At 65.9% G+C, this 26,216-nt stretch carries 27 protein-coding genes; 6 read left to right on the forward strand and 21 right to left on the reverse strand.

From position 1 onward, the window contains the following. Positions 1–22: 22 nt before the first annotated feature. Positions 23–2,092 (forward strand): maltotransferase domain-containing protein, encoded by a 2,070-nt coding sequence (locus ACTU6U_RS11555; protein WP_443469261.1) that lies wholly within the window; start codon positions 23–25, stop codon positions 2,090–2,092. Then, positions 2,089–4,272 carry a 1,4-alpha-glucan branching protein GlgB gene (gene glgB / locus ACTU6U_RS11560; protein WP_443469262.1) on the forward strand — a complete coding sequence of 728 codons (2,184 nt, stop codon included), beginning with the start codon at positions 2,089–2,091 and terminating at the stop codon, positions 4,270–4,272. Before ACTU6U_RS11555 ends, glgB begins: the two co-directional genes overlap by 4 nt. Positions 4,273–4,282: 10 nt before the next feature. On the opposite strand, the gene ACTU6U_RS11565 is transcribed toward glgB, so the two are convergent. Continuing rightward, positions 4,283–5,236 carry a tetratricopeptide repeat protein gene (locus tag ACTU6U_RS11565; protein ID WP_443469263.1) on the reverse strand — a complete coding sequence of 318 codons (954 nt, stop codon included), beginning with the start codon at positions 5,234–5,236 and terminating at the stop codon, positions 4,283–4,285. Next, a complete protein-coding gene (locus ACTU6U_RS11570; protein WP_443469264.1) occupies positions 5,233–7,170 on the reverse strand; it encodes a DUF8094 domain-containing protein in 1,938 nt (645 codons plus the stop codon). The genes ACTU6U_RS11565 and ACTU6U_RS11570 overlap by 4 nt, the downstream gene beginning before the upstream one ends. A gap of 170 nt (positions 7,171–7,340) precedes the next feature. Here ACTU6U_RS11570 and ACTU6U_RS11575 point away from each other — a divergent pair, with 170 nt between their 5' ends. Further along, entirely contained in the window at positions 7,341–8,390 is a 1,050-nt protein-coding gene (locus tag ACTU6U_RS11575) for an AI-2E family transporter (protein WP_443469265.1), read from the forward strand. Here the strand turns inward: ACTU6U_RS11575 and ACTU6U_RS11580 are convergent, their stop codons facing one another. The 8 genes from ACTU6U_RS11580 to rpsB form a co-directional block, all read right to left on the reverse strand. Further along, a complete protein-coding gene (locus ACTU6U_RS11580; protein ID WP_443469266.1) occupies positions 8,391–8,684 on the reverse strand; it encodes an Rv1322 family protein in 294 nt (97 codons plus the stop codon). A 9-nt stretch (positions 8,685–8,693) separates the two neighbouring features. Next, positions 8,694–9,407, reverse strand: a complete 714-nt coding sequence (locus ACTU6U_RS11585; RefSeq protein WP_443469267.1) for an aggregation-promoting factor C-terminal-like domain-containing protein — start codon at positions 9,405–9,407, stop codon at positions 8,694–8,696. 47 nt (positions 9,408–9,454) lie between these two features. Beyond that, positions 9,455–10,009 (reverse strand): DivIVA domain-containing protein, encoded by a 555-nt coding sequence (locus ACTU6U_RS11590; RefSeq protein WP_443469268.1) that lies wholly within the window; start codon positions 10,007–10,009, stop codon positions 9,455–9,457. A 20-nt stretch (positions 10,010–10,029) separates the two neighbouring features. Beyond that, the gene (locus ACTU6U_RS11595; RefSeq protein ID WP_443469269.1) at positions 10,030–11,139 is read right to left on the reverse strand and encodes a phosphatidate cytidylyltransferase; all 1,110 of its coding nucleotides are present in this window, start codon (positions 11,137–11,139) and stop codon (positions 10,030–10,032) included. 6 nt (positions 11,140–11,145) lie between these two features. Next, a complete protein-coding gene (gene frr / locus ACTU6U_RS11600) occupies positions 11,146–11,700 on the reverse strand; it encodes a ribosome recycling factor (RefSeq protein WP_443469270.1) in 555 nt (184 codons plus the stop codon). A gap of 80 nt (positions 11,701–11,780) precedes the next feature. Continuing rightward, positions 11,781–12,497, reverse strand: coding sequence for a UMP kinase (pyrH, locus tag ACTU6U_RS11605; RefSeq protein ID WP_443469271.1), 717 nt, complete (start codon positions 12,495–12,497; stop codon positions 11,781–11,783). Positions 12,498–12,590: 93 nt separating this feature from the next. Continuing rightward, positions 12,591–13,418: a translation elongation factor Ts gene (gene tsf / locus ACTU6U_RS11610; RefSeq protein ID WP_443469272.1), complete on the reverse strand. Its 828-nt coding sequence runs from the start codon at positions 13,416–13,418 to the stop codon at positions 12,591–12,593. 41 nt (positions 13,419–13,459) lie between these two features. Next, positions 13,460–14,368: a 30S ribosomal protein S2 gene (gene rpsB, locus ACTU6U_RS11615; protein ID WP_443469273.1), complete on the reverse strand. Its 909-nt coding sequence runs from the start codon at positions 14,366–14,368 to the stop codon at positions 13,460–13,462. Positions 14,369–14,725: 357 nt separating this feature from the next. On the opposite strand from rpsB, the gene ACTU6U_RS11620 reads away from it, so the two are divergent. Next, the gene (locus tag ACTU6U_RS11620; RefSeq protein WP_443469274.1) at positions 14,726–15,247 is read left to right on the forward strand and encodes a murein hydrolase activator EnvC family protein; all 522 of its coding nucleotides are present in this window, start codon (positions 14,726–14,728) and stop codon (positions 15,245–15,247) included. Here ACTU6U_RS11620 and ACTU6U_RS11625 read toward each other — a convergent pair. The 3 genes from ACTU6U_RS11625 to ACTU6U_RS11635 form a co-directional block, all read right to left on the reverse strand. After that, on the reverse strand, positions 15,210–16,112 hold the full coding sequence (locus ACTU6U_RS11625) for a tyrosine recombinase XerC (protein WP_443469275.1): 903 nt from the start codon (positions 16,110–16,112) through the stop codon (positions 15,210–15,212). The genes ACTU6U_RS11620 and ACTU6U_RS11625 overlap by 38 nt on opposite strands. Positions 16,113–16,213: 101 nt before the next feature. Next, positions 16,214–16,615, reverse strand: a complete 402-nt coding sequence (locus tag ACTU6U_RS11630) for a hypothetical protein (RefSeq protein ID WP_443469276.1) — start codon at positions 16,613–16,615, stop codon at positions 16,214–16,216. 67 nt (positions 16,616–16,682) lie between these two features. Then, entirely contained in the window at positions 16,683–17,828 is a 1,146-nt protein-coding gene (locus ACTU6U_RS11635) for a phosphotransferase (RefSeq protein WP_443469277.1), read from the reverse strand. A gap of 90 nt (positions 17,829–17,918) precedes the next feature. Here ACTU6U_RS11635 and ACTU6U_RS11640 point away from each other — a divergent pair, with 90 nt between their 5' ends. Together ACTU6U_RS11640 and ACTU6U_RS11645 are read left to right on the forward strand one after the other, a co-directional pair. Next, a complete protein-coding gene (locus ACTU6U_RS11640; protein ID WP_443469278.1) occupies positions 17,919–19,466 on the forward strand; it encodes a sensor histidine kinase in 1,548 nt (515 codons plus the stop codon). Positions 19,467–19,469: 3 nt separating this feature from the next. Then, the gene (locus ACTU6U_RS11645; protein ID WP_443469279.1) at positions 19,470–20,126 is read left to right on the forward strand and encodes a response regulator transcription factor; all 657 of its coding nucleotides are present in this window, start codon (positions 19,470–19,472) and stop codon (positions 20,124–20,126) included. On the opposite strand, the gene dprA is transcribed toward ACTU6U_RS11645, so the two are convergent. The 8 genes from dprA to ACTU6U_RS11685 form a co-directional block, all read right to left on the reverse strand. Continuing rightward, positions 20,127–21,287: a DNA-processing protein DprA gene (gene dprA / locus ACTU6U_RS11650; RefSeq protein ID WP_443469280.1), complete on the reverse strand. Its 1,161-nt coding sequence runs from the start codon at positions 21,285–21,287 to the stop codon at positions 20,127–20,129. After that, on the reverse strand, positions 21,284–22,813 hold the full coding sequence (locus ACTU6U_RS11655) for a YifB family Mg chelatase-like AAA ATPase (RefSeq protein ID WP_443469281.1): 1,530 nt from the start codon (positions 22,811–22,813) through the stop codon (positions 21,284–21,286). The genes dprA and ACTU6U_RS11655 overlap by 4 nt, the downstream gene beginning before the upstream one ends. Continuing rightward, positions 22,810–23,172 (reverse strand): YraN family protein, encoded by a 363-nt coding sequence (locus ACTU6U_RS11660; protein WP_443469282.1) that lies wholly within the window; start codon positions 23,170–23,172, stop codon positions 22,810–22,812. Before ACTU6U_RS11660 ends, ACTU6U_RS11655 begins: the two co-directional genes overlap by 4 nt. Positions 23,173–23,264: 92 nt before the next feature. Continuing rightward, positions 23,265–23,591 carry a DUF2469 family protein gene (locus ACTU6U_RS11665; RefSeq protein WP_443469283.1) on the reverse strand — a complete coding sequence of 109 codons (327 nt, stop codon included), beginning with the start codon at positions 23,589–23,591 and terminating at the stop codon, positions 23,265–23,267. 20 nt (positions 23,592–23,611) lie between these two features. Then, positions 23,612–24,271 carry a ribonuclease HII gene (rnhB, locus tag ACTU6U_RS11670; RefSeq protein WP_443469284.1) on the reverse strand — a complete coding sequence of 220 codons (660 nt, stop codon included), beginning with the start codon at positions 24,269–24,271 and terminating at the stop codon, positions 23,612–23,614. Beyond that, a complete protein-coding gene (gene lepB / locus ACTU6U_RS11675; RefSeq protein ID WP_443469285.1) occupies positions 24,271–24,999 on the reverse strand; it encodes a signal peptidase I in 729 nt (242 codons plus the stop codon). Before lepB ends, rnhB begins: the two co-directional genes overlap by 1 nt. 123 nt (positions 25,000–25,122) lie before the next feature. Next, positions 25,123–25,470, reverse strand: a complete 348-nt coding sequence (gene rplS / locus ACTU6U_RS11680; protein WP_417511551.1) for a 50S ribosomal protein L19 — start codon at positions 25,468–25,470, stop codon at positions 25,123–25,125. Between the two features lie 166 nt (positions 25,471–25,636). Then, entirely contained in the window at positions 25,637–26,131 is a 495-nt protein-coding gene (locus tag ACTU6U_RS11685; RefSeq protein WP_443469286.1) for an MFS transporter permease, read from the reverse strand. Between the last annotated feature and the right edge of the window lie 85 nt (positions 26,132–26,216).

A 26,216-nucleotide genomic window follows, 5' to 3' on the forward strand; every position in this document is an offset into this window, starting at 1 on the left:
CCCGGCGCGGTACATTCAGGGTGTGGTCACACGTTCAGCAGATCGTTCGGCGGAGCTTCGAAGTCCCGCACAGATTCCACTGCGTCCGCGGGCCACGCACTCGTCTGCTCTCACGCGGACCGGGCGCATCCCGCTTTCCGATCCGACACCTGCTGTCCCTGGCGGATTCGCTGCCAAAGCGTTCGCCGGCGAGGTCGTGCCGTTCGGCGTCGTGGCTTTCCGAGAAGGCCACGACCGCATCGGCGTGCACGTTCGACTCACGAGTCCGATGGGTGTCGAGTCTCTGCATCGGATGACTGCACTCGCCGATGGCACCGATCGCTGGCAGGCCGATATCGCCCTCGATGCTCAAGGCACATGGCGGTACTGCTTCGAGGCGTTCGGCGATGATTTCGCCACCTGGGCGCACGCTGCCTCCGTGAAGATCGCAGCCGGCGTCGATGTCGAGGTGATGGGCGCCATCGGCGGCGAGCTCCTGGCCAGAGCGGCGGCTGAGACCACAAGGCCGGTAAATGAACGCGCGCAGCTGAAGAAGCTGGCCGCGGTCCTCGCTGGAGGCGATGCGGGTGCCGCCCTCACCGCAGCCGGCGATCCTGCCCTTGCGACCGTCTTCGCCGAGCAGCCGTTGTTCTCGCTCTCCTCGGTGAGCGCTGAGCAGACGCTCGTCGTCGAGCGCACCCGTGCGGGCGTGGGTGCGTGGTACGAGTTCTTCCCTCGTTCCGAGGGCGCCAGGAAGCTCAAAGATGGCACCGTCAAGAGCGGAACCTTCCGATCCGCGGTGAAAAGCCTCGCGAGGGTCGCGGACCTCGGCTTCGATGTGCTGTATCTGCCGCCGATCCATCCGATCGGTCACGCGCATCGCAAGGGGCCCAACAACACCCTGGATGCTGGTCCTGCTGATCCCGGATCGCCCTGGGCGATCGGCGCAGCCTCTGGCGGGCACGATGCCGTTCACCCCGACCTCGGGACTCCGGCCGACTTCCGCTTCTTCGTGCGCGAAGCGCAGAAGGCGGGAATCGAAGTAGCGCTCGATCTCGCGTTGCAGGCCTCCCCCGATCATCCGTGGGTGGCATCGCACCCGGAATGGTTCACCGCACTCCCCGATGGCACGATCGCCTACGCCGAGAACCCACCGAAGAAGTACCAGGACATCTATCCGCTGAACTTCGATGACGACCCGACAGGCCTCTGCGCCGAAGTGCTGCGCATCGTCAGGCACTGGATCGCGCAGGGCGTGAAGACCTTCCGCGTGGACAACCCTCATACCAAGCCGCTGCAGTTCTGGGAGTGGCTGATCGCCGAAGTCACAGCTGGCGAACCCGGCGCGGTGTTCCTCGCTGAAGCGTTCACCCGCCCCGCTCCGCTGCGTGCTCTCGCGGCGGCCGGCTTCCAGCAGAGCTACACCTACTACACCTGGCGCAATACGAAGTCTGAGCTCGAAGAATTTCTCACCGGGCTCGCCGCAGAGACCGCCGACTATCTGCGACCGAACCTCTTCGTGAACACCCCCGACATCCTCACCGAGTATCTGCAGTACGGCGGTCGCGGCGCGTACAGGATTCGGGCAGCGATCGCTGCCACCGCCGCTCCGCTCTACGGGGTGTACGCCGGCTACGAGCTGTTCGAGAACGTGGCCCGTCCCGGTTCTGAAGAGAACATCGACAACGAGAAGTACGAGTACAAGTTCAGGGACTTCGCCGCGGCAGAGAGCACCGGAGACTCGCTCGCACCGTACCTGCGCAGGCTGAATGCCATTCGCGCCAGTCACCCCGCGCTGCGCCAGCTGCGCAACCTCTCGGTGCACTGGAGCGACGATGACAGCATCCTGGTGTATTCGAAGCATCTCGACGGCGCGTTCACCGCAGACGGCGTCTCCGACACGATCATCGTCGTCGCCAACGTCGATCCGCACTCCGTGCGTGAGACGATCGTGCACCTCGACACGACGATCTGGGGCATCGCTCTCGGCGACCGGTACGAAGTGGAAGATCTCATCACCGGCGCGGTCTGGACCTGGTCTGATCACAACTACGTGCGACTTGATGCGTTCACAGATCCCGTGCACATCCTCCACGTGAAGAGCAGCACATGAGCGAGTCCGTGCATGCCCCCGGATCGGCAGGCTGGTGCGCCATCGCCGCGGGCGCCCACCACATGCCGCACGATGTGCTCGGTCCGCATCCCGCTGGTGACGACGGCGGTCCTGGCCGCACCGTCATCCGCGCGCGGCGTCCGCTCGCAGACTCCGTCATCGCAGTGCTCGACGATGGCACCCGCGTGCCGCTCGCACATACCTCCGATGGCATCTGGGAAGGCAGCCATCCGGGTTCGCCCGCACCGTACCGTCTTGCGACGGCGTACGACGGTGGCCCGGAACGGGTCGCCGGCGACCCGTATCGCCACCTGCCGACAGTCGGCGAGCTCGATCTCCACCTGATCGCCGAGGGCCGCCATGAGCGGCTCTGGGAGGTCCTGGGGGCAAACGCCCACCTCATCGACGGCGAGATCGGCATCTCGTTCGCCGTATGGGCGCCCAATGCACAGGCGGTCCGAGTCGTCGGAGAGTTCAACGACTGGAGCGGCGAGGGCCACACGCTGCGCTCGATGGGATCCAGCGGAGTCTGGGAGCTGTTCATCCCGGGCATCTCGCCCGGGACGGTGTACAAGTACCAGATCCTCACTCCGGATGGAACGTGGATCCTCAAAGCCGATCCGATGGCGCAGCGTTCGCAGGTGCCGCCCGAGACCGCATCCGTCGTCCCCTTCTCTGCCTACAGCTGGAAGGACGGCGCATGGATGACTCGTCGCGCGGCCACCCACGCGGTCGCACAGCCGATGAGCGTCTACGAAGTGCACCTCGGATCGTGGCGTGGCGGGCTCGGCTATCGCGACGTCGCCGAGCCGCTGATCGCACACGTCATCGAGACGGGCTTCACGCACGTCGAGTTCATGCCGCTTGCGGAGCATCCTTTCGGCGGCTCATGGGGCTACCAGGTCAGCGGCTACTACGCACCCACCGCTCGGTTCGGATCCCCCGATGACCTGCGGTATCTGATCGATCAGCTGCACCAGGCCGGCATCGGGGTGATCTTGGACTGGGTGCCGGGTCACTTCCCGAAGGACGAGTTCGCGCTCGCCCGCTTCGACGGACGTCCCGTCTACGAGCATCCCGATCCCCGACGCGGCGAGCACCAGGACTGGGGCACGCTCATCTTCGACTACGGCCGCAACGAAGTGCGCGGTTTCCTGGTCGCCAATGCACTGTACTGGTTCGAGGAGTTCCACATCGACGGCCTGCGGGTAGACGCGGTCGCATCGATGCTCTACCTCGACTATTCGCGGCGCGACGGCGAGTGGGAACCCAACGTCCACGGTGGACGCGAGAACCTCGAAGCGATCCGCTTCCTTCAAGAAGTCAACGCGGCTGCATATCGCACCCATCCCGGCATCGTCATGATCGCCGAAGAGTCCACCAGCTTCCCCGGTGTCACAGCACGCACCGACCATGCCGGGCTCGGCTTCGGTTTCAAATGGAACATGGGCTGGATGAACGACTCCCTGCAGTACATCGCCCGTGATCCCCTGCATCGGGCGCACCACGAGGGCGAAATGACCTTCTCATTCGTCTACGCGTTCGGGGAGAACTATCTGCTTCCTATCAGCCACGACGAAGTCGTGCACGGCAAGGGCTCGCTGGTTTCGAAGATGCCGGGCGACCACGCACACAAGCTCGCGAACGTTCGCGCCTACCTCGCTTATATGTGGGGACACCCCGGCAAGAAGCTGCTGTTCATGGGACAGGAGTTCGGTCAGATCGCCGAATGGTCAGAAGGCAGACCACTCGACTGGTGGCTGCTGGATCAGCCTGCCCACGCCCAGCTGCAAGATTTCGTCGGAGCGCTGAATCGCGTGTACCGGGGCACAGCGCCGCTCTGGGAACGTGACGGCGACAGCACGCGCTTCAGGCGACTCGGCGCACCCCGCTGGGATCCCAACGTGATCGCGTTCGAGCGCCGTGATGTGCACGGCGGACGGGTGATCGTGATCAGCAACTTCGCCGGCGTCGAGAAAGCCAATCACGAGTTGGACGTGCCCCTCGTCGGAGTGTGGGAGGAGATCCTCAACACCGATGCGCTCGAGTACGGCGGATCGGGAATCGGCAACCTCGGACGCGTCGCCGCACATGCGTCAGACACACACGCCACACCGACGACGAAGATCACGCTGCCGCCGCTCGCAACGCTCTGGTTGCGATATCGGCCGACACTCTGACCCAGGCGCCTCAGAACAACAGCGAGGAAAGCCTGTTGCGCGCCACAGCCACCCGCGGGTCGTCCAGGCCGATCAAGCCGAAGAGCTCAACAAGACGCTCACGAACGGGTGCACGCTCTTCCGAGGGGAGAACTGCGAACAGGTCGAGAAGACGACCGAACGCATCGTCGACGTGGCCACCGGAGATGTCGAGGTCGGCGACGGCGAACTGCGCTTGGATGTCCTGTGGTGCAGCCGCAGCCGCGGCGCGCGCCTCCTGCAGATCGAGCCCTTGAACGCGGTCGAGTAGTCGCACCTGGCCGAGACCCGCCCGAGCATCCTCATCGCGAGGGTTCTCCGCCAGAGCCTTCTCGTACGCGGTGATCGCAGCGCGGAAGTCACCGTTCTCGATCGCTGCGAATGCCTCAGCGTGCAGCGGCGGAAGCGGGGCCGCCTCCGGCTGTTCGGTTCCGTCCGCAGGGTCCTCAGGTTGCTGCTCGCCACCGACGCTGCCGGTCACGCCGTTCTGCGCAGCCACCTGCAGCAGCTGGTCGAACACCTGACGCACCTGCTCCTCCGGCACAGCGCCGGTGAACATGGGCACCGGCTGGCCGCCGAGGAGTGCGACGACCATCGGAATCGACTGCGCGCGGAAGCTCTGGGCGAGCTGCGGATTGGCATCCACATCGACCTTTGCGAGCACAACCCGGCCTGCCAGCTCCGTGACGACCTTCTCGAGAATCGGGCTCAGCTGTTTGCACGGGCCGCACCACTCGGCCCATAGATCGACGACCACGGGCACAGTGCGCGACAGTTCAAGGATCTGCGCGAAAGTCGCGTCCGTGACATCGACGACGAACCCGGTATGCGCGGCAGCTGCACCGTCCGCCGGCGCCTGCTCCGCGCCAGCAGATTCAGCCGGGCGGTTACGCAGGGACGAGAGGTCGACAGCGCCGCGAAGGGCTGCAGCAGAGATATCGCTCACTTGATCACTTCCACATTGAGAATGTCCTGGTGCACGGCGAGCAGTCGAATCTGCTGCGTCGAGCCCTGGCTGGGTACGGAGAAGAAGAGTTGCAAACCGTATGTCGTGACGACGCCGTTCGCGGACTCCTCAACCCCGGTGAGCGTCTTCGCTTCGGCGTTCTCTCCGAATCTGATCACAGCGTCGGCGGACGTCGGCGTAATGGTCTCGCTGTCCACGAGAGAGACGGCAACGATCGCGCCGCTGTCGAGCGTTGCCAGTGCGACCGGCAGATCGGCGCTCGGAGCGATGTCGAATGCCGCAGAAGAGGTCTCGGCCGCGCCGTTGTCGATGAGGGCCTGCGTCACGGCACCACGGCTGGCCACGATCGACTCAGCCAACTCGATGGTGGCCGGATCGAAGTCCGCACGATACTCGCTGGCGTCTCCGGCGTCGACGAGGTCGGCGAATGCACCGGCGAGCTCATCCGGCGACAGGGTGAGGAACGCCTCAGCGCTCTCTGTGATCAGGCTGGTGCCCAACCATGCGGGTGCAAGCTGCGGAACCTCAGTGGATGCCTGCATCTCAGCGATATTCGACACCTTGTACGGTGCCCACGGATCGGCCTGGGTCATCGTGAGAATAACCGGGGGGACGGTGTCGTCGCTCTTGTCCTTGCTCAGCGCAAGGACAGTGCGTGGCCACGAATCGGTGGCCTGCGGCAGGAGCACTTCGATCGTCTCAGTGGGGATCTTCGCTGGGAGAGCACGATCCGGGAGCGCGGCGCGAAGCTTGTACTCGGTCTCGCGCGCGGCGAGAGCTGGACCCTCCAGCCGGGTGCCGGCCAGTTCGATGTCTCCTGCCGCGTCGGCTTCTTCCAGCGTCGTGGAGATCTCCTGAAGAATGCGGGAGGCCTGGGCCTCGGTGACGGCTGGGGGCTTCTGGTTATCGGGCGTGATGACCGTCTCGGTCGGTGAAGGACTGGGCGTGGCCTCACTGATCTGCGGCCACGAGTCGCTCGAGCATCCAGCAAGCATCAGGGCGGTGACGCCGAGCGCCGGAAGGACGAGACGGGCTCGCCGCGGCGTGAGCACGCGACGTTCGTTCTTCTCCGGCGCGGAGCCCTTCTCAGCAGACGGGTCTGACGGCTCGGGCGGCTCTGGCGCAGCATCCGTCGGGGCTGCTTCGATCCGCTCTCGGTCCTCGGCGGGCATGACGCTGATCGGCTCCGTGGCAGGAAGAGGACCGGGACCCTTGCGCCGAGGACCACGTCCACGACGCTGGTGACGAATCGCCAGTACGTACATGACGAGCCCGAACAGCAGGACCGCACCTCCAGCCGCGATGAGCGGGCCCACCCACGGCGTGGAAGCGTCAAGTGGCCACGACACGACGATGTCGGTGGGAGCATCCTCAGTGCCGTCCTTGGCGATGAGCACGCTCATCCCCTCTGGGAGCTGCATGTCCGTGATCAGCTGATCCTGCTCGCTGAATGAGTCGAGCCAGAGATCGGAACCGACGGGGCTGCGGCCGGGCTCGCCAGCAGCAGGGGACTCGGTGCTTGCATCGCCGGTCGGTGCGTGAGTCGGCGTCGCATCCGATTCGCCCGGTGCATCGCTCTCCGCGTCCGCGACCGGCTCGACGAGAGCACTCTTGGTGGCGCCCGCCTTGTCGAGGGTGATCGAGGTGTAGGTGGCGTCAGCGAGCCAGGCCTCGAGGTCGGCCGTCCGACCGTAGGCTGCGAACAGGTCACCGTCACCGCGGATCAGCAGCGTCTGCTGTCCGGGATTCTCACGCAACACTGCCCCATCGACGAGCACGAACGGTGACGGCTGTTCGACGTTCAGCTCCGCCTGCTGTGCTGTGGGGCCCATGAACACGGTTCGCTGAGCGATGCCCGCTCCGATGAGAAGCGTGGCCAAGACGAAGGCCACGACGGCCCATACGAAACGCACGAAAAGACTCCTTACGTAACCCGAACGCCGCGTCCGGGTTCCCGCTCGACATTTCAGACTAGCGAAACAGGCTGTGTGTTCACCACGAGGAGCCACCCTGACGCGGCACGTCGCCGAAACCCACCGTCTCTCGGCGAGTAATCTGAGAGCAGTCTTCCGGAGGAGAGCAGATGAAACTCCATAACCCGTTCCGCACCGCGCTCGTAGCCACCCTCGGCGTGGGCTTGGGCATCCTGCTGATCGGCAGCGTCGAGTCGCTGTCGACGGTCCTGCTGTACGTCGGCACTGCGCTCTTCCTCAGCCTCGGCCTCGAGCCGGTGATCGCCTTCCTCGAGCGTCGCAGACTCCCCCGCTGGCTCGCTGTTCTCATCACGCTGATCTTGGTCCTCGGTGTTTTCGCCGGAATCGTGCTGATCGTGCTCCCCGTGATCATCGCCCAGGTCAGCCAGCTCATCGACCAGATCCTTCAGCTGGTGACCAGGCCGACCTTCGCCTCCGACGTCGAGGTATGGATCACCGGCCTCTTCCCCGATCTCGACGTCGAGCGCGTGCTGACCGAGTCGCAGGACTGGCTCATCGACAACCTCGGCGACATCACCGGTGGCGTGATCAACGCGAGCGTCTCGATCGTGACCGGACTTTTCGGCGCCTTCATCGTGCTGATCCTCACCATCTACCTCACCGCTTCGACGCCTTCACTCAAGCGCGCGGTGTACCAGCTGGTGCCTGCGTCCAAGCGACCGAGATTCATCGACCTCGCCGAGCAGATCACGGACTCGGTCGGGTATTACGTCATGGGGCAGGTGACCATGGGCGTGATCAACGGTGTTCTGAGTGCCATTTACCTGAACATCATCGGTGCCCCATTCGCCGCAGTGCTTGCCGTGATCGCGTTCTTCTTCTCGTTGATTCCGCTCGTGGGCACACTGACCGGCTCGACCATCATCGTGCTCGCCTGCCTCATCCCCGGTCTCGGCTCACCCGCCACTGCCCTGGCAGCCGGGATCTACTATCTGATCTACATGCAGATCGAGGCATATGTGATCTCACCGCGCATCATGAGTCGGGCGGTGTCGGTCCCAGGTGCTGTTGTCGTTGTCGCAGCGCTTGCCGGCGGCTCTCTTCTCGGGTTGCTCGGCGCACTGATCGCGATCCCGGTGGCGGCCAGCATCCTGATCATCTATCGGCAGGTGCTCATCCCCCGTATGAACGAGCGATGATTATATGCGGGCGACGCGCCAGCAGTGCGTGTGCCAGTGCCGTCTCGCCGCGAGATCTGCAGCATCCCCGAGCACGCCGTCGGCCCGCCAGACCACCTGGTGGGCGGTGCCAGGAGTGATCACTCCGCGACAACCAGGACAGATGTACTCCTTGGTCGACTGCTGCGCCGAGATCGGCTGCACGATCCACTCACGTCCCTGCCGGACTTCACTGCGTTTCCAGCCCGCTACGAGGCGCTGGAATGAATCATCAGCGCCCGGGTTCTCCCGGCGCCTGCGGTTCGAGCGTGGCATAGCGGAGCATTACCACCAGTTGTTGCTGATCCAGAAGTTGTAGGCGCCGGCCCAGCTGCCATAGCGACCCGTGGCGTAGCCGTTCGCCCAACGGAGATTGTCGACGGGGTCGTACCCGTTGCCGGGGACCTTGCTGCAGGGCAGCGCCTGTACGAGGCCGCACGCCCCGGAGGACCTGTTGGTGGCGTTCGGGTTCCAGCCGCTCTCCTTGGAGACGATGTAGTCGACGTAGCCCCAGTCGCTCGAGGGGATTCCGGCTGCCGCCATCCACTCGGCCGGAGCACCACCGCCCGTGTAGTACACCGGACCTCCGCCGCCGCCACCTGAGGAACCAGAGTCCCGTTCCTCGGTGGATGCGACCTCAGGCTCAGGGGTCGGTGTGGGCGTAGGCGTGACGTACACCTCGAAGACCCCGCGGGTCACAGGCGCGATGGTGGCACCTTCGACGGTCACGGTCAGATCCTGTGTGTCTTGCACCGCGAGCGAGAACGGCGTCTCGACGTCGACCTCGGGCTGTTCTGCCAATGCCATGCCAGTCGGTGCGACGACGGCTGCGGCAAGGGCGACGACGCCGAATGCCGCCAGGGCGCCAACAAGTCCGCGCCTGTGTGTCCGCTGCCGCGGAGCAGGGACCCGCTTCGACGCACCCGATGCACTCGGGTCAGCGGAAGCGACCTGCGCGGCATCTGCGCTGCGGGGATCGATCTCGGTACCAGAAGTCACAATAGGCCCCATTCTAACCAGCAGGACCTGAGTTCACCATGAGAGCCTCAGCGGACGGCGAGCATGACGTCGATCGTGGCGTCCAGCAGCGCATCGACCTGTTCTTCGCGGTAGCCATGACGCTGCATCCGGAACGCTGCCGAACGCAGCTGCTCCACGCTCAGCTCATCGCCGTCCCGCAGGAAGCGAACGATTCGCGCTGCGACGTGATCCACTTCGTCAACGCGATAGCCGAATGAGAGAACTCCCGTGCGTGCGAACTTCTTGCGACGACCGCGTGCGAGATGGTCCAGGATGACCTGCGCCTCTTCGCGGGCTTGAACGACCCACTCCTCGGCACCGCCTTCACGGACGACACGTTCGCGCTGCCGGGCTGCGAACGCGTCTTCGATGCGTCCGAGGGCCGCATCGACGTCTGCGATCGCATAACCGCCCTTGACGAGAGGGAATGAGGCCACGCGGATATCCGACGCCGTGAGCTCTGCCCCGCCTGTCTCGAAGCTCTCGCGTGCGGCGCTCAGGAACTGGTCGACCGCTGCCGGGTGGTAGCCGCGGCCGCGACCCACGGTCCGGAACGAGCCAGACTGTTGATTCTGCGTCACGTTCTCGATGGTATCCGAAGTCAAATGAGCACCGCCCAGGGAGAGAAGAGGAAGTAGAGGATAAGCGCCGGCACCGTCGAGGGCAGGATGCTGTCGACGCGATCGAGCATTCCGCCGTGACCGGGAAGCCAGGAGCTCATGTCCTTGATGCCGATATCGCGCTTGATCATCGACTCACCGAGATCTCCCAGCGTTGCCGAGAGCAGGATCGCTCCACCGAAGATCGCACCGGCCCACCACGGGATCTCGAGCAGGTACAGCGCCAGCAGCACACCCGCTGCGGTCGCCGCGATCACCGCACCGCCGAAGCCTTCCCAGGTCTTCTTCGGGCTGATGCGCGGCGCCATGGGATGTTTGCCGATCGCAACTCCAGCCGCGTACGCACCGGTGTCAGATGCAACGGCGACGGCGATGAACCCCAGTACCCACCACTGCCCACCTTCCTGGCGCAGCAGCATGAGGGCCAGGGCAGCGAGGAAGGGAACATAGATCTGCACGAAGCCGCCGACCACGGCATCCGTGAGGACATCCCCGTAGGTTCGACCGTCTTTGACGATCATCTGGGTGAACAGGCGCCATACGATCACCAGCACCACCGCGAACAGCAGCGTGACCCAGGTGAGCCACACCGGCGCGAAATAGCCGGCCAGCACGACAAGTACGCCCGCGACGACCTGCGGGACAATATCGATCCGACGTCCGGCACTGCGCAGCGCCCGAGTGAACTCGAAGATTCCCAGGACCGCGATCGCCAGAGCGATCGGGATGAAGAGCTCCTTGATGAACAGCAACGACGCCAGAAGAACGGCGCCGAAGGCGAGGCCGACGAGAGTCGCGAGGATCAGATCACGTCCAGTGCGCGCCTTGATGCGCTCGTTGGCCTGGTCGAGGTGCTCACGGGCCTGGTTGACATGCGTCCCGAAGTCGCCGCGTGCCAAGCGCAACTGCTCACGCATCGCAGCGGCAGGGTCGATGGCACGCTCTGCCGCCCGAGGAAGAGGCGGCTTGGGAGGCACTGCTGCCTCCTCGATCACCGGGGTCGGGGAAGCACCGTTCGAGGTCGCCTCTTCGCGAGCCTCCCGCCGCGTCAGCGGCTGGCCCTCGTCAGCGTCTCCGATCGACTCCTTCATGCCTGATCAGACCTCGAGCAGCTCGGTCTCTTTGCGCTTGAGCGCATCGTCGATGAGATCGACGTGCTGACGGGTCAGGACGTCCAGCTCCTTCTCCCCGCGAGCGACCTCGTCTTCGCCGACCTCGTCCTTGAGCGCATCGAGCTCGTCCTTCGCCTTGCGACGAACGCCGCGGACGCGCACCTTCGCGTCTTCGCCCTTGGAACGGACGAGCTTGACATACTCCTTGCGACGCTCCTCGGTGAGCTCAGGCATGGTGATGCGCACGATGTTGCCGTCGTTGGTGGGGTTCGCGCCGAGGTTCGGCATGTCCCGGATCGCCTGCTCGATGGCCTTGAGCGCCGATTTGTCGTAGGGGGTGACGATCAGCGATCGTGCCTCTGGGTTCGCCAGCGATGCAAGCTGCGCGAGAGGCGTGGGCGAACCGTAGTAGTCGACCATCAGCCTCTGGAAGAGCTGCGGGTTCGCGCGACCGGTGCGCACGGTGGCGAAGTCCTCCTTCGCGGCCTCGACGGCACGCGTCATACGAGAGGTGGTTTCAGCGAGGACATCCGCGATCACGGTGACTCCTAATCATCAGGGTGCTTGCAATTCTATCCGGGTACACGCTCGTGTCCCGGTAACAACAGTGCGATCACCGCCTAGGCGGTGACCAGCGTGCCGATCGGATCGCCCAGGAGCGCGCGGGTGACGTTGCCTGCCGGCTCCATGCCGAACACGCGCATGTCCATCTTGTTGTCCATGCAGAGACTGAAAGCGGTCGAATCGACGACCTTCAGTCCACGCTGGAGGGCGTCAAGATACGTGACCTGCTCAATGCGTGTCGCGGTGGCGTCCTTGTTCGGGTCGGCAGTGTAGATCCCATCGACGCCGTTCTTCGCCACGAGCACCTCTTGGGCGCCGATCTCGAGGGCACGCTGTGCGGCCACCGTGTCGGTGGAGAAGTACGGCAGGCCTGCACCGGCGCCGAAGACGACCACGCGCCCCTTCTCCATGTGGCGCTCAGCGCGCAGCGGGATGTACGGCTCTGCCACCTGCGTCATCGAGATCGCGGATTGTACGCGGGTCGGCGCTCCGGCCTGCTCGAGGAAGTCCTGCAGGGCGAGGGCGTTCATCACCGTGCCGAGCATTCCCATGTAGTCGGCACGACCGCGATCCATACCTCGCTGGCTGAGCTCTGCACCGCGGAAGAAGTTGCCGCCACCGACGACGATCGCAATCTCGACTTCGGAGACCGCAGCGGCAATCTCACGTGCAATCTGGCTGACCACGTCGGGGTTGACCCCGAGCTGACCTCCGCCGAAGGCTTCCCCGGAGAGCTTGAGAAGGACGCGACGGCGTCCGGTGCGTTCAGTCATGGGTAGGTGATCCTCTCGTCCCGATTCAAGATAGTGCCTTTTGGGCATGAAGAAGGGGTTCGGATCTTGATGATCCGAACCCCTTCGACGATGCTACGCGCCGACCTTGAAGCGCGCGAAGTCCGTCACGGTGATACCGGCGTCCTTCGCCACCTGGGCGACAGAGAGCTTATTGTCCTTGGCGTAGTCCTGCTCGAGCAGTGCAACCTGCTTGATGAATGCAGAGACGCGGCCCTCAACGATCTTCGGCAGAGCAGCCTCGGGCTTGCCCTCGTTGCGGGAGATCTCGGTAACGATCTCGCGCTCCTTCTCGACTGCGTCGGCGGGGACGTTTTCGCGGCTGAGGTAGGACGGGTTGGCGAACGAGATGTGCTGAGCGATGCTGCGAGCGGTCTCGGCGTCGTCACCCGTGTAGGCGACGACGACACCGATCTGCGGAGGCAGATCCTTGCTCGTGCGGTGCATGTAGACCTCGACCGAGTCGCCGGTGATGGTGCGAACCTGACGCAGTTCGACCTTCTCACCGATGATCGCTGCCTCGTCCGAGACGAGGTCAGCCACGGTCTGGCTGCCAGCGCTTGCCGCGAGGGCTTCGTCGACAGTGTCTGCCTTGGCAGCAGACGCGGCCTCCACAATCTTGTCTGCCAGCGCGATGAAACGCTCGTTCTTCGCGACGAAGTCGGTCTCGCAGGCGAGTTCGACGAGCGTCACAGCGCCGTCCAGCTCACGCGAGACGACAAGCCCCTCGCTGGTGGAGCGGTCAGCACGCTTAGCGTTACCCTTGGCGCCCTTGAGGCGAAGGATCTCAACCGCCTTCTCGCGGTCTCCCTCAGCCTCTTCGAGTGCCTTCTTGGTGTCGACCATTCCGGTGCCGAGCTGCTCGCGCAGCGCCTTGATGTCGGCGATGGTGAAGTTGGCCATGTGTGGTGGCTCCTTGCTTCGTTAGGTGTGTGTACGCGAAATTACTTGGCGTCTGCCGCGGCTGCGCCAGCTGCGTCAGCAGCGGACTCGTCGATGACGAGCTCCTGCTCAGCGGCCTTCTCTGCAGCGTCAGCCTTGTCTGCTGCGGCATCCGAGGGCGCCTCAGCGGACTCTTCCACGTTGGTGGATTCCTCGGCCGGCGCCTGAAGGAGCTCAGCTTCCCACTCGGCCAGCGGCTCAGCGTCGCCGGACTCGGGGTTGTGCTTCTGCTGCAGACCCTCGGCCGCGGCGTCAGCGATGATGCGGGTCAGCAGCGAGACGGAGCGGATCGCGTCGTCGTTACCGGGGATCGGGTACTGGAAGTCGTCCGGGTCAGCGTTCGTGTCGAGGATGCCGATCACGGGGATACCGAGCTTCTTGGCCTCATCGATCGCGAGGTGCTCACGCTTGGCGTCGACGACCCAGAGAGCCGAAGGCGTCTTGGTGAGGTTGCGGATGCCGCCGAGCGACTTGTGCAGCTTGTCGAGCTCGCGCTTCTTGAGCAGCAGTTCCTTCTTGGTGAAGCCGGAAGCTGCCGGGTTCTCGTAGTCGAGCTCCTCGAGCTCCTTCATACGGGACAGACGCTTTGCGATCGTCTGGAAGTTGGTGAGGAGGCCACCGAGCCAGCGCTGGTTCACGAAGGGCTGGCCGACGCGGGTCGCCTGCTCTGCGAGGATCTCCTGCGCCTGCTTCTTGGTGCCGACGAAGAGGATGGTGCCGCCGCGGGCAACCGTCTCCTTGACGAAGTCGTAAGCAGAGTCGATGTAGCCGAGCGACTGCTGAAGGTCGATGATGTGGATGCCGCTGCGCTCGGTGAGGATGAAGCGCTTGACCTTCGGGTTCCACCGACGGGTCTGGTGTCCGAAGTGAACGCCGCTGTCGAGCAGCTGGCGGATGGTGACCACAGCCATGGTCGTCTCCTGTTTCTGGCGCCTTGCGCCGTTGAGGTTCTTCGCCGATCGGGCGATCGGCAGTCCTGGTGCCCGGCACATTCCCACCCGCTCGCGAGAGCAGGACCTGAGGGAGTGGATACCACGATCTGTGTCTTTGCGGACGTCGATCGCTTTGGGCACGCGTAGTCACCCCGAAATCGAGGTGCGACCTCAAGTGTACAGGATGCTGACGCACCCACTGCGTCTGCACGGGCAGCCCTGTTCTCGGTTTCTCCACCGTTCAGGGTTGGACGCGGCCATGCTGTCTGCGCGGCGAGACACCATGGAGGAATGCCGACCTCCCACACGAGAAGATGCTCACGCGGAATGCGCGTAATGGCCCTGGCTGTGCTGATGATGCTGCTGCCCGCCGCGGCCGCCGCGCCCGGTTCGGAGGAGGCTCCGGAGGCATCGTGGCGATGGCCCGTCGACGCCGCCCGAGAGGTGGCAGAACCGTTCGTGGCACCTGTGCACGACTACGGCCCCGGGCACCGCGGTGTCGACATCGTCGCGGGTGCCGGTGCGATCGTGCGTGCACCTGCGTACGGCATCGTGGCGTTCCGCGGAGTCGTCGTCGATCGGCCGCTGATCACGCTCGACCACGGAGGCGGGATCGTGTCGACGTTCGAACCGGTGGCGTCGGATCTCGCTCCTGGCACGGTCGTGCAGGCCGGCGACGAGATTGGCACCGTCGTGACGGGCGGGCACTCCGCTGCCGGCCACCTGCACATCGGTGTGCGCATGAACGGTAGCTATATCAATCCGATGCTGATGTTCGGCGATGTGCCCCGGGCGATCCTTCTCCCCTGCTGCGAGGCGATCACGCGCGGGGGTGGGCCAGTCGGTAGGTCGCTGTGAGCCGCTCAGAGGAGACGTGCGTGTAGATCTGGGTGGTTCCGAGGCTCGCATGACCGAGGATCTCCTGCACGGCGCGAAGGTCGGCACCGCCGTCGAGCAGGTGCGTGGCGGCCGAGTGCCGCAATGCGTGCGGACCGGCGGCATCCGCCCCGATGATCGGACCGAGCGCTTCCGCGACAAGCGCGTACACGGTGCGGGGTCCCATCCTGCCTCCGCGGGCGCCGAGGAACATCGCCGGCGTCGTCTTCGTCGCCCGTGCGATCAATGCGGGCCTGGCGCGTGTCAGGTAGGCGCCCACCGATCTGCCCGCCGGCAGCCCGAAGGGCACCACACGCTCCTTCGCCCCCTTGCCGAACACACGTGCCGTCGACCGCTCCAGGTCGATGTCGTCGACATCAAGTCCGCAGAGCTCTGAGACGCGCATGCCGGATCCGTAGAGCAGTTCGAGAACGGCGTGATCGCGAAGTGCCACGGGGTCGCCGTCGGCGGCGGCGGTGACACGAGCATCCAGCAGCTCGCGCATCCCGTCCTTGGACGCGACCACCGGCAGTGTGCGGCCGCGCTTGGGCGCGATGAGCCGGAGCGCAGGATCCACATCGATGAGCTCTTCGTCCTTCGCCCATGAGAAGAACGAGCGTGCGGCCGCCGCGCGGCGCGCCAGAGTCGATCTGGCATCTCCGCGCTGCGTCGCTCGCCAGAGCCAGTCACGCAGCATCTCCAGGTCCACCTCGTTCAGCGACGCATCGCCGGTCGAGGAGGCCAGATCACGCAGGTCGGAGCGGTACGCGCGCACCGTCGCGGGCGACAGCCGTCGCACCTGCGCGAGATGCGTGGTGAACGCGTTCACCGCTGCCGGGAGCTCCATTCGTCCAGCATGCCGTGGTGCGCTCTCCTGGCACGGATGCCTCGCCGCGCACGGGGATGCCCCGAGGCACGCGGGCCTCGGGGCATCCCCGCCGTTTCGGATCAGGCCGACGGCGCGCTGGCGACGGATCCGGCACTCGGCGCCGATGCGACGCTCGGGGCCGATGCCGGGCTCGGAACCGACGCCGCACTCGGAGCGGACTCGGCACTGGGCGCGGATGCTGGAGCGGATGCCGCACTCGCAGCACTGTGCGCGGACGCCGCGGACTGCACGGATGCCGCCGAAAGCGTGCTGATCACGGTCACGGAAGAGTTCGTCTCACGCAGCTGCACTGTGCTGGCGTCGAGCACTCCACCTCGATCGGTGATGGCACCGCCAGACACGACGGTGCCATCGGTCGTCTTCAGATCCATGGTGCTCGCCGCGGCGGCCGCGCCGCCCGCGACGACTCCGAGCCCTGCGAGGCCCGTGATTCCGTAGACGATCCACTTCTTGCTGTTCATTCTCATCTCCTGTGTCTGCGCCGGGATGACGGCTTGGATGTGACGATTACCATCGTGGTCGGCCCCGCTAAGGCGATTCGAAACTGTCCATGAGAGCGTTCTTAGCCCCGCTGCTCGACGGCGCTTCTCCCGCGGTGACGGCTCGTGCCGCATCGACGAGGGCTGTGACGCGGGCGCTGTCGCCGCGCTCTCCCGCCGCGATCATGTGCCCGGCGAGGTGGATCAGCGTCAGTGCTCTCACTCGAGCGTCCTCCGCCCAGCGCCCGGCTGCGAGATCCGCGAGCGCCCATACGCGTTCGCGGGCGGCGCCGTTCGTCAGCAGGGCGCTCGCGATGGCATGCGACAGGAAGGCCGCCGGGTCTTCTGCGGCTTCTCCGAGCGCGAGAGTGTCGACGTCGATCACGCCGCTGATGCCGTCGGCGTCGAGGAACAGCTGGCCGAAGTGGAGGTCGCCGTGCACAACGGCGATCGAGGACTCACCTGTCGAACCCTCGACGAGTCGCTGGGCGTCGGCGAGGACCGCCGCGACTCGATCGTCGCCGCGGGAGGCGTACCACTCCAGTCGTCCCAGGATCCCTGCGGAGCGATGGTCCCACGCAGCGCGTGCCAGGCGCGCGCGCAGGTCATCCACATGGTCGAGCAACTCCCGCGGGTCCCATTCCACGTCCGTGGCCGGCTGCCCCTCGGCGGCCGCCATGATGATCAGGCCTTCCTCCGACCAGCCGTGCACCGCGGGCACGGGGATTCCGGCTGCGGCGGCTGCAGCCCCGGCGCGAACGATCCGTTCCACGCGAGAGGGACGCACGACCTTGAGCCAGACCGCGCCGGCAGCGGTGGTGACGCTCAGCACGGCACGTCGTCCCGGCCGATAGGCGATCAGCACCGGCGCGGCCTGGGCGCCGAGCCCGAGCCGTGCCAGCAGTGAACCGGCGGCGTGTTCGAAGGCGACGGGTGCCAGTGCGGGCAGATGGGGGTCGGCGGGATGCTGCCAGATTCGTGTCGGCTGGGGACCATCCATCGCGACCAGGCCGGTCTCGGCTCGCACGGGGAGCGCGGAGGTGTCGAGGTAGTACAGCAGCCGTTCGTCGCCCTGCACCTGCATTCCGGTCACGGACCCGGCTCCCAGGGGCTCACGAGAGCGGATGCCGACAGCATCCGGCTCGAGATCGAGTGCGGATGCCAGCAACTGCACGTCTGCGTCGGGTTGACTCATCCTTCGATTCCAGCACGTCCCGGACCTCAGTTGGATGAGATCTCTCTTACCTAAGCACTTGGCGCACTGCCCGGCCGAGATACTTGAAAGGTGACCGAAGTCAGCACCGCGCCCGCACGCCGTCGTCTGGCGATCTCGGTGCGCACGCGCATCGTCGCGGCGATCACCGCAGTCACCGCCATCGGCCTGCTCGCTGTCGGTCTGTCGGTGTACTTCGTCGAACGGCAGCGCATCCTCGAACAGGTCGACGCGCGGCTGCACGACAACCTCGACTCGGCGCGGTTCATCGTCGAGGCCGGCGATGAGGGCGAGCTGTGGACATCGTCGTCGGCCGCTTTGGCTGCGATCGTGCAGCGGATGAGCCCGGACGACAATACAGGCGCGATGGGCATGGTGGACGGCGTCATCACGACGGTGCCCGGTATCCGACTCGATCTCGATCTGCAGAACGAAGCCGCTTTCGCCCGTCACGTCGACACACTGCTGCGTAGCGCCGAACCGCTCATCGCCACCTACGTCGAGGGAGCATCGACATGGCAGTATCTTGCCGCCCCGATCGTGATCGAGGGCTCCCCCGACCCTGCCGAGGTGGTGTTCGTCCTCGTCTATGATCTCGACGCCGAACTCGCCGAGATCAACGACTCCGCCGTCATGTTCCTGTGGGCGTCCGCGATCGCGCTGATCGTGACTGCGGCCACGGGGTCCATCGTCGCGTCGCGACTGCTCCGGCCGCTGCGGCAGATGCGCGAGACTGCGAACCGGATATCCGTGCAGTCGCTGGATGAACGGCTCCCCGTGGTCGGCAACGACGACGTCGCCGAACTGTCCGAGACGATGAACGACATGCTCGACCGGATCGACGACGCGCTCGAGTCGCAACGCCGCCTGCTCAGCGACGTCGGTCACGAGCTGAAGACGCCCATCACGATCGTGCGCGGGCATCTCGAGGTCATGGATCCCGCAGATCCCGCCGATGCCCGCCAGACCCAGGAACTCGCCGTCGACGAGTTGGACCGCATGGGGCGCCTCGTGCAGGATCTCGCTTCTGCGGCGGCGTTGCACGGTCCAAGCCCGGTGCAGCCCAGACAGATCGACGCCGCCGATCTGGTGCGCCAGATCGCTCGCAAGGCCCGGGGTATCGACGGCGCGGTGGTCGAGCTCGGCCCCGTGGCCGAGAGCCTCGCGATGCTGGACGCCGAGCGGATCACCCAGGCGATGCTGCAGTTCGCGCAGAACGCGGTCACGCACGGCGGCGGGACGGTCCAGATCGGAAGCAGAGTCGCCGGAGACAGCGTGGCCGGGGAGAACATCGACCTCTGGGTCCGCGACCGAGGTCCCGGCGTCCCCGATGAGGTCAAGCCGCATGTGTTCGAGCGGTTCCACCGCGGCGCCGACGCTTCCGCGCGCAGCGGCAGCGGACTCGGCCTGCACATCGTGCAGGTGATCGCGCGAGCGCACCATGGGTCGGCCCGGGTGGAGGATGCCTCCGGCGGTGGGGCGCTCTTCGTGCTCAGCGTGCCGCGCCTCGTGTCCGGACAGCGGGAGGAGAACGCCGCCGATGATCTCGTGATCCCCCCACGCCCCCCGCTGCCCGAGCAGCCGCAGCCCGGGAATCCCGCCGACGAAGGAGGCCGATGAATCGTGGCATCCATTCTGATCGCCGACGACGAGCCGCGCATCTCGGGCTTCATCGAGAAGGGACTGCGCGCCGCAGGCTTCGCGACGCGCGTCGCCGCGTCCGGCCCGGAGGCGCTGGACCTCGCGCAGACCGATGAGTTCGATCTGCTCGTGCTCGACGTGAACCTCCCTGGCTTCGACGGGTTCGAGGTGCTGGAGCGGCTTCGCGGGTCCGGTTCGAAACTGCCCGTGATCATGCTGACGGCCCGGGTCGAGCTCCACGACACGATCGCGGGTCTGGAGGGCGGCGCGGACGACTATCTGGGCAAGCCGTTCCGCTTCGACGAACTGCTCGCACGCATCCGGCTGCGGATGCGACGGGATGAGCAGGTCGGCGGTTCCGATCTGTCGCACGGTGACCTGCATCTCGACATCCGCACCCGGAGGGCACGGGTCGGAAATCATGCAGTCGAGCTGTCGGCGCGCGAGTTCGCCCTCGCGGAGGAGCTCATCCGCCACGCAGGGCAGGTGCTGAGCCGCGAGCAGCTGCTGAGCCGGGTGTGGGGTTACGACTTCGACCCTGGCTCGAACGTGGCGGATGTCTATGTCGGGTACCTGCGGCAGAAGATCGGCGCCGAGCGCATCGAGACCGTTCGCGGTGTCGGGTACCGGCTGAGCTGATCATGCCGTCGCAGCGCACCACCCGGCGCCGTTCGGCACCACGTGGCCCTCGAGGCTCAGCGTGCCCAGCAGCGATCGGGTACGCTCCTCCGACAGTCCGGCGATCCGAGCCAGCTCCGCAGGAGGATGCGCGGTTCTCGTGCTCATGGCATCGAGCAGCCGGGTCTGGTCGGGGTCTGTCCGCGACTGCGCGCCTGCGGTGCCCGCCGGTTCAACGCCCATCAGTTCCCGCACCTCAGCGGCGTTCGTGACGCACTGTGCGTCGTACTCGCGCATCAGCCGGTGGCACCCGGCGGAGGCGGCGGAAGTCACCGGTCCTGGCACGGCGCCGAGTGGGCGGCCCAGCGACGACGCGTGCCCGGCAGTGTTCAGCGAACCACTCCGCCACCCGGCTTCGACGACGACGGTGGCATCCCCCAGCGCGGCGATGAGACGGTTGCGCGCCAGGAACCTCCACTTCGTCGGCGCGGCGCCGCACGGCAGCTCGCTCACGACCGCCCCTGCGGAGCGGATGCGCTCGAACAGCTGCTGGTGTCCGGCGGGGTAGGCGCGGTCCACGCCGCCCGCCAGAAAGGCGACCGTGTCGCCGCCGACGCCGAGCGCGGCGCGATGTGCGGTGCCGTCGATGCCGTAGGCGCCACCGGAGACGACGACGCTGCCTGTCGCGGCGAGATCGCCGGCGAGTTCACCCGACACTGAATCGCCGTAGGCTGTCGCAGCCCTGGCACCGACGATCGATACCCGACTCGCCGCTGACAAGAGAGCGGGCTCTCCGCGCACCCACAGCAGCGCCGGCGCGTGGTCGCCGAGGTCGTGGAGTGCGCCGGGCCATTCTGGGTCGCCGGGTAGCAAGAGGAGTGCTCCTGCTTCGCGTGCGCCTCTTAGCGCATCGCGGATCGCTCTGGGCTGTGCGCGAGGAGCCCATCGCCGCCGACCTTCCTGAACGGCCTTCTCGGCGAGACCGAAAGCTTCGTCCGACAGCGCGAATCGCAGTGCCTCGGCTGCTCCGAACTCGGCGATCACCGCGCCGGCGACTCCATCGCCCGGTTCTGCCACCACACCCCACGCCACCCGGGCCAGCGTCTGGGCAGGGTCGTCATCCGGGCGCGCCGCCAGCGCGGCACGTCGGGTCTCGGCGTCGCCGAGCAGTGCGTCGATCATGCGATCAGTCCTCTCTTCAGGAATAACGCGCGTCCCAGCTCGTCGCGCCCCGGCATGTCCACTCCGGCGAGATCGGCCATGGTCCACGCGAGTCTCAGAACCCTGTCGTAGCCCCGGAGAGTCAGCTGTCCGCGCTCGAGCGCCCGGTCCAGCGGCGCCCGGACGTCGTGCGGCAGACGCAGCGCTCCCTGGCGCAGCCGGGCCCCAGCCACTTCCGCGTTCAGCTTCCAGGGCGTCTGTGCCCACCGGTGCGCGGCGCGTGCGCGCGCCGCCGTCACCTGGGTGGCGGCATCCGCGCTCGTCATCGCCGCGCGCTCACTCGACGTCGCCCGCGATGCCGCCACACGCGCGACCTGGAGGTCGATGTCGATGCGGTCGCGCAGCGGTCCGGAAAGGCGTGCGGAGTACCGCCGGATCGCGATGGGAGGGCAGATGCACTCCGCGCCGCGGACGCCGTAGTTGCCGCACGGACACGGGTTGGTGGCCAGCACGAGCTGGAACCGCGCCGGAAAGCGCGCGCGGAACCCGGCACGATCGATCTCGATGGAACCGGATTCCAGCGGCTGCCGCAGGGCGTCCAGCGCTACGCGCGAGAACTCCGCAGCCTCGTCGAGGAACAGGACGCCGCGGTGCGCCCTGACGATCGCACCAGGGCGCACCGCGCGCGACCCGCCACCGACCAGCGCGGCGACCGAAGCACTGTGGTGTGGCGCCTCCAGCGGCGGCAGCTCATCGAGCACATTCACGGGCGCGCCGGAGAGCGAACGGACGGCGGCGACCTCCAGGGCCTCGTCTTCTGTCAGCGGCGGCAGGATGCCGGGCAGCCGGCGCGCGAGCATGGTCTTGCCCGCACCTGGTGGCCCGCTCATGAGCAGATGATGCCCACCTGCCGCCGCGACGATCAACGCCTCGACCGCCTCTTCCTGGCCGACGACGTCTGCGAGGTCCAGCATCTCTTGCGCGGACGAGGCTGCGAACTCGGCGCGGACTGGCTCGACATCGGCTACCGCGACGTCGGCACCGTGCCACATTGCGACCTCGGCGAGCGTCGTCGCCGCCTGCACCTGCATCCCCGGCACCAGACGTGCTTCCGCTTCATTCGCGTGCGGCACGATCACCCGATCGAAACCGGCTCGCGACGCGGCGAAGACGGCAGGCAGGACTCCCGGAACCGGACGCACCCGGCCATCGAGACCGAGTTCTCCGATGTGCACCGTGCGGGCGATCGAGTCGGCGTCGAGCACGCCCCCTGTCGCAACAGCGGAGATCGCGATGCCGAGGTCGAACCCACTGCCATGCTTGGGCAGACTCGCCGGCGACAGATTGACGGTCAGCCGGCGTCTGGTGAGCTCGAGCTCAGCGTTCGTGACAGCGTTGTGCACCCGCTGAGCGGCCTCGCCCAGCGCCTTATCCGGCAGCCCGACGATCTTGAACCCGGGTGTCTGGTTGGAGACATCCGCCTCGATCTCCACGAGGTGCCCGTCAACCCCGCTCAGCGCTACCGCCCACGTGCGCGCGGTCCTCATCGCAGGTCCACCAGGTGCTCCAGCGCGCCCGCGCGCGGGTCCGCACCGACGATGCCGATCACATCGACGCGCAGCACCCGATTCTTCGCCAGTTCGGCGTGGTCTCGGCACCAGGCGTAGCCGAGACGCCAGAGCCGCTCGCGCTTGCGATCGTCGACGGCGTCGAACGGATGCCCAAAACTCAGGCTCGTACGCGTCTTCACCTCGACGACGCAGATCACGCCCGCACGCTCGGCGATGATGTCGATCTCGCCCTGCGAGCAACGCCAATTGCGCGCGAGGATCTGGTAGCCGTGCTCGCTCAGGTGCTCAGCGGCGCGGTCCTCGCCTGCACGCCCGAAGATGTCTTTCGCTGCCATGCAGACAGCTTGGACTGCCCCGCACTGCGGCGTTCACCGTAAACCCGTGAACCGTGGATACGAGCTCTAGAGCTCGATCCGTGCAGGAGAAGTCACTTGCCGTCGAGCGACAGGTCTTCCGGGATCTCGAACTCTCGGCGCTGCAGTTCTTCGACGTTGACGTCCTTGAAGGTGAGTACGCGCACCGCCTTCACAAAACGATCAGCACGATAGATATCCCAGACCCACACATCGGCCATCGAGATCTCGAAGTAGAAATCGTGCTCGGTGTCCCGCCGGACGACGTTCACCTCGTTAGCGAGATAGAACCGGCGTTCGGTCTCGACGACGTACTGAAACTGACCCACCACATCGCGATATTCGCGGAACAGCGCGAGCTCGAGATCGCGGTCGTAGTCGTCGAATGCCTCTTCATCCATGATGAGTCCATCCTATGAGTTCAAAACAGCGTCGGGGCATCAGCGATCGCCCATGAGGAACGGTGCAGCGGCGAAAGGCCGCAGTCGCGGATCGCCGCACGATGCTCTGCACTCGCGTAGCCCTTGTTGCGATTCCACTGATACATCGGATGCTCGTCATGCCGCTGTGCCATATACGAGTCACGCGCGACCTTCGCGATGACAGAGGCTGCCGAGACCGAGGCGCAATCGCGGTCGCCCTTGATGACTGTTCGCACCTCGATGGGAGTCGCGTGCACGCGCGAGAGGTAGTCGTGATTGCCATCAAGAATGACCAAGGTCCGTTCGGTCACGGCCCCCAGCGCTGCGATCGCGTCGACCGCCCTCGATGCGGCAAGCCCCAGCGCGCGCATGATGCCCACCTCGTCGACCTCTGCAGCGCTTGCCCACCCGGTTCCCGATGCCTGCACCCATGCCGCTGCACGGGCCGCGACATCGGGCCTGCGCTTCTCCGTGACGAGCTTCGAGTCGCGGAGTCCTTCCGGCACGCGACGACGCGCACCAGAAGCATCCATCATTGCAGCACCGACGACGACGGGGCCTGCCAAGGCGCCTCGCCCCACCTCGTCAAGCGAGATGATGAGGTCGTACTCTGCAAGCAGCTTCCGCTCGAGAGTGAGCCGTGGCGTCGCGACCGTCATCATTCAGGATCCGGGACGCCGTTGAAGATGTCGTGGTGCCCATCGATCGTGCCGATGCGCGAGAGCGGCCAGGTGGTGAGGAACGCCTTGCCGACCACATTGTCCAGCGGCACGAAGCCGCCGCTCGGCAGATCCTGGTGAGCACGCGCATCCTGCGAGCGATCGCGGTTGTCTCCGAGCACCCAGATCGAGCCCTCTGGAACGGTCACATCGAACGGCTCGTTAGATGCCGCGGTGTCACCCTCAGGAAGGTTCAGATAAGACAGCTCATCGATGGGTGCGCCATTGATCGTGATCTGCCCCAGCGAGTTGCAGCACACGACGTGGTCGCCCGGGAGTCCGATGATGCGCTTGACGAGGTGGTCCTCACTGTCAGAGGACGAGAGTCCGACCAGGGTCAGCAGCCCGTCGAACCACTCGATGATCAGTGGGCGAGGCGGTGCCTTCTGCTGCACGGGAAGCCATCCGCCGGGATCGGTGAACACAACGACATCGCCGCGTTCGTAACCGGTCCAGCGCGGGGTGAGCTCGTCGACGAGGATCCGGTCGTTCACCAGAAGCGTCTTCTCCATCGATGCCGACGGAATATAGAACGACCGCACGACGAAACTCTTCACCACGAACGACACCAGCGCGGCGATGACAATAATCACCAGGACGTCGCGAAGGAAGATCCAGACCCCGCGCCGTCGCTTCGCCGGTACGTCCGGGACGGGTTCAGAGGTCATCGTATTCCTTAACAGGGGTTGTTCACACCGCGGACGACGGCACCTTCAAGGTTCGCACATTCCGCAGAGAACACAGCACCCCGAGACGCTGTGTCTCGGGGTGCTGTGTACGAAAAGCGGCGATCAGTTGTCGCGCTTCTCCTTGATCTTGGCCTTCTTGCCGCGCAGGTTGCGGAGGTAGTAGAGCTTCGCGCGACGCACGTCACCACGAGTCACGACCTCAATGTGGTCGATCGCCGGGGAGTGCACCGGGAAGGTACGCTCGACGCCCACCTGGAAGCTGATCTTGCGGACCGTGAAAGTCTCGCGCACGCCATCACCCTGGCGACCGAGGACAACGCCCTGGAAGACCTGGATGCGGGAGCGGGAGCCCTCAGTGATGTTGACGTGCACCTTGACGGTGTCGCCGGGACGGAACTCGGGAATGTCGGAACGGAGCGAAGCCGCGTCGACGGCGTCCAGGATCTGCATGATCGTCTCTCTCTGCACTCGCCACAGGTCGGATGCATGAATATGGAAGGAATACGTGAAGTGTGTGCTGAACGGCGCATGAAGCGCACGCGGACTCCCCTGAGGCAGAGTCGGTCACGGCACAAACAACCATTCTGCCACGGATCCGGGATCCGACAAAACCGCGTCAGTTCTCGGAGGCGGGCTTCTCCCGGATGACGAAGACCTCGCCATCGGCGGGAGCGTGATGACGGGGCTCGAAGCTGGCGTCCGTCGTGGCCGACGTCATGAATCGGATGCTGGAGCCCGCTGCCCGCGCTTCGCCCCACAGTTGCCACAACATCAGCCAGAAAAGCGCAAGAGCCACGACGATCGCGGCGGTCAACAGGAGCGGGAACCACGCCTGCGGGTAGCACCCGACTGCGATGGTCAGCAGATGCCAGACGCCGATTCCGAGCACATCCCACCACGACGCCATGCGCGTCTCACGCGCAGAAGTACGCGCACGCTGCAGGAGGGTCAGAACGAGCTGACCGATGAAGACCGACGGGATCGCGATGAACAGCACCCAGAGGAAGGCCCACCCGCCGGCGTTGAAGATCCCCCAGCCGATCAGCAGCCACAGCGGCAGAATGACGGCCGCCGGGAACATCCAGCGATAGAAAGCGCCTCGCAACCACATGCTCTGATCGTACTTGCGCAGGCATGCGCGGGTTCGTGTGTTCGCTGTGAGCGGGTGCACGTCTGGATCAGGGAGAATGGAGAAG

Origin of the sequence: Microbacterium zouquanmingi (assembly GCF_052266695.1) — a bacterium.
GTDB lineage: Bacteria > Actinomycetota > Actinomycetes > Actinomycetales > Microbacteriaceae > Microbacterium.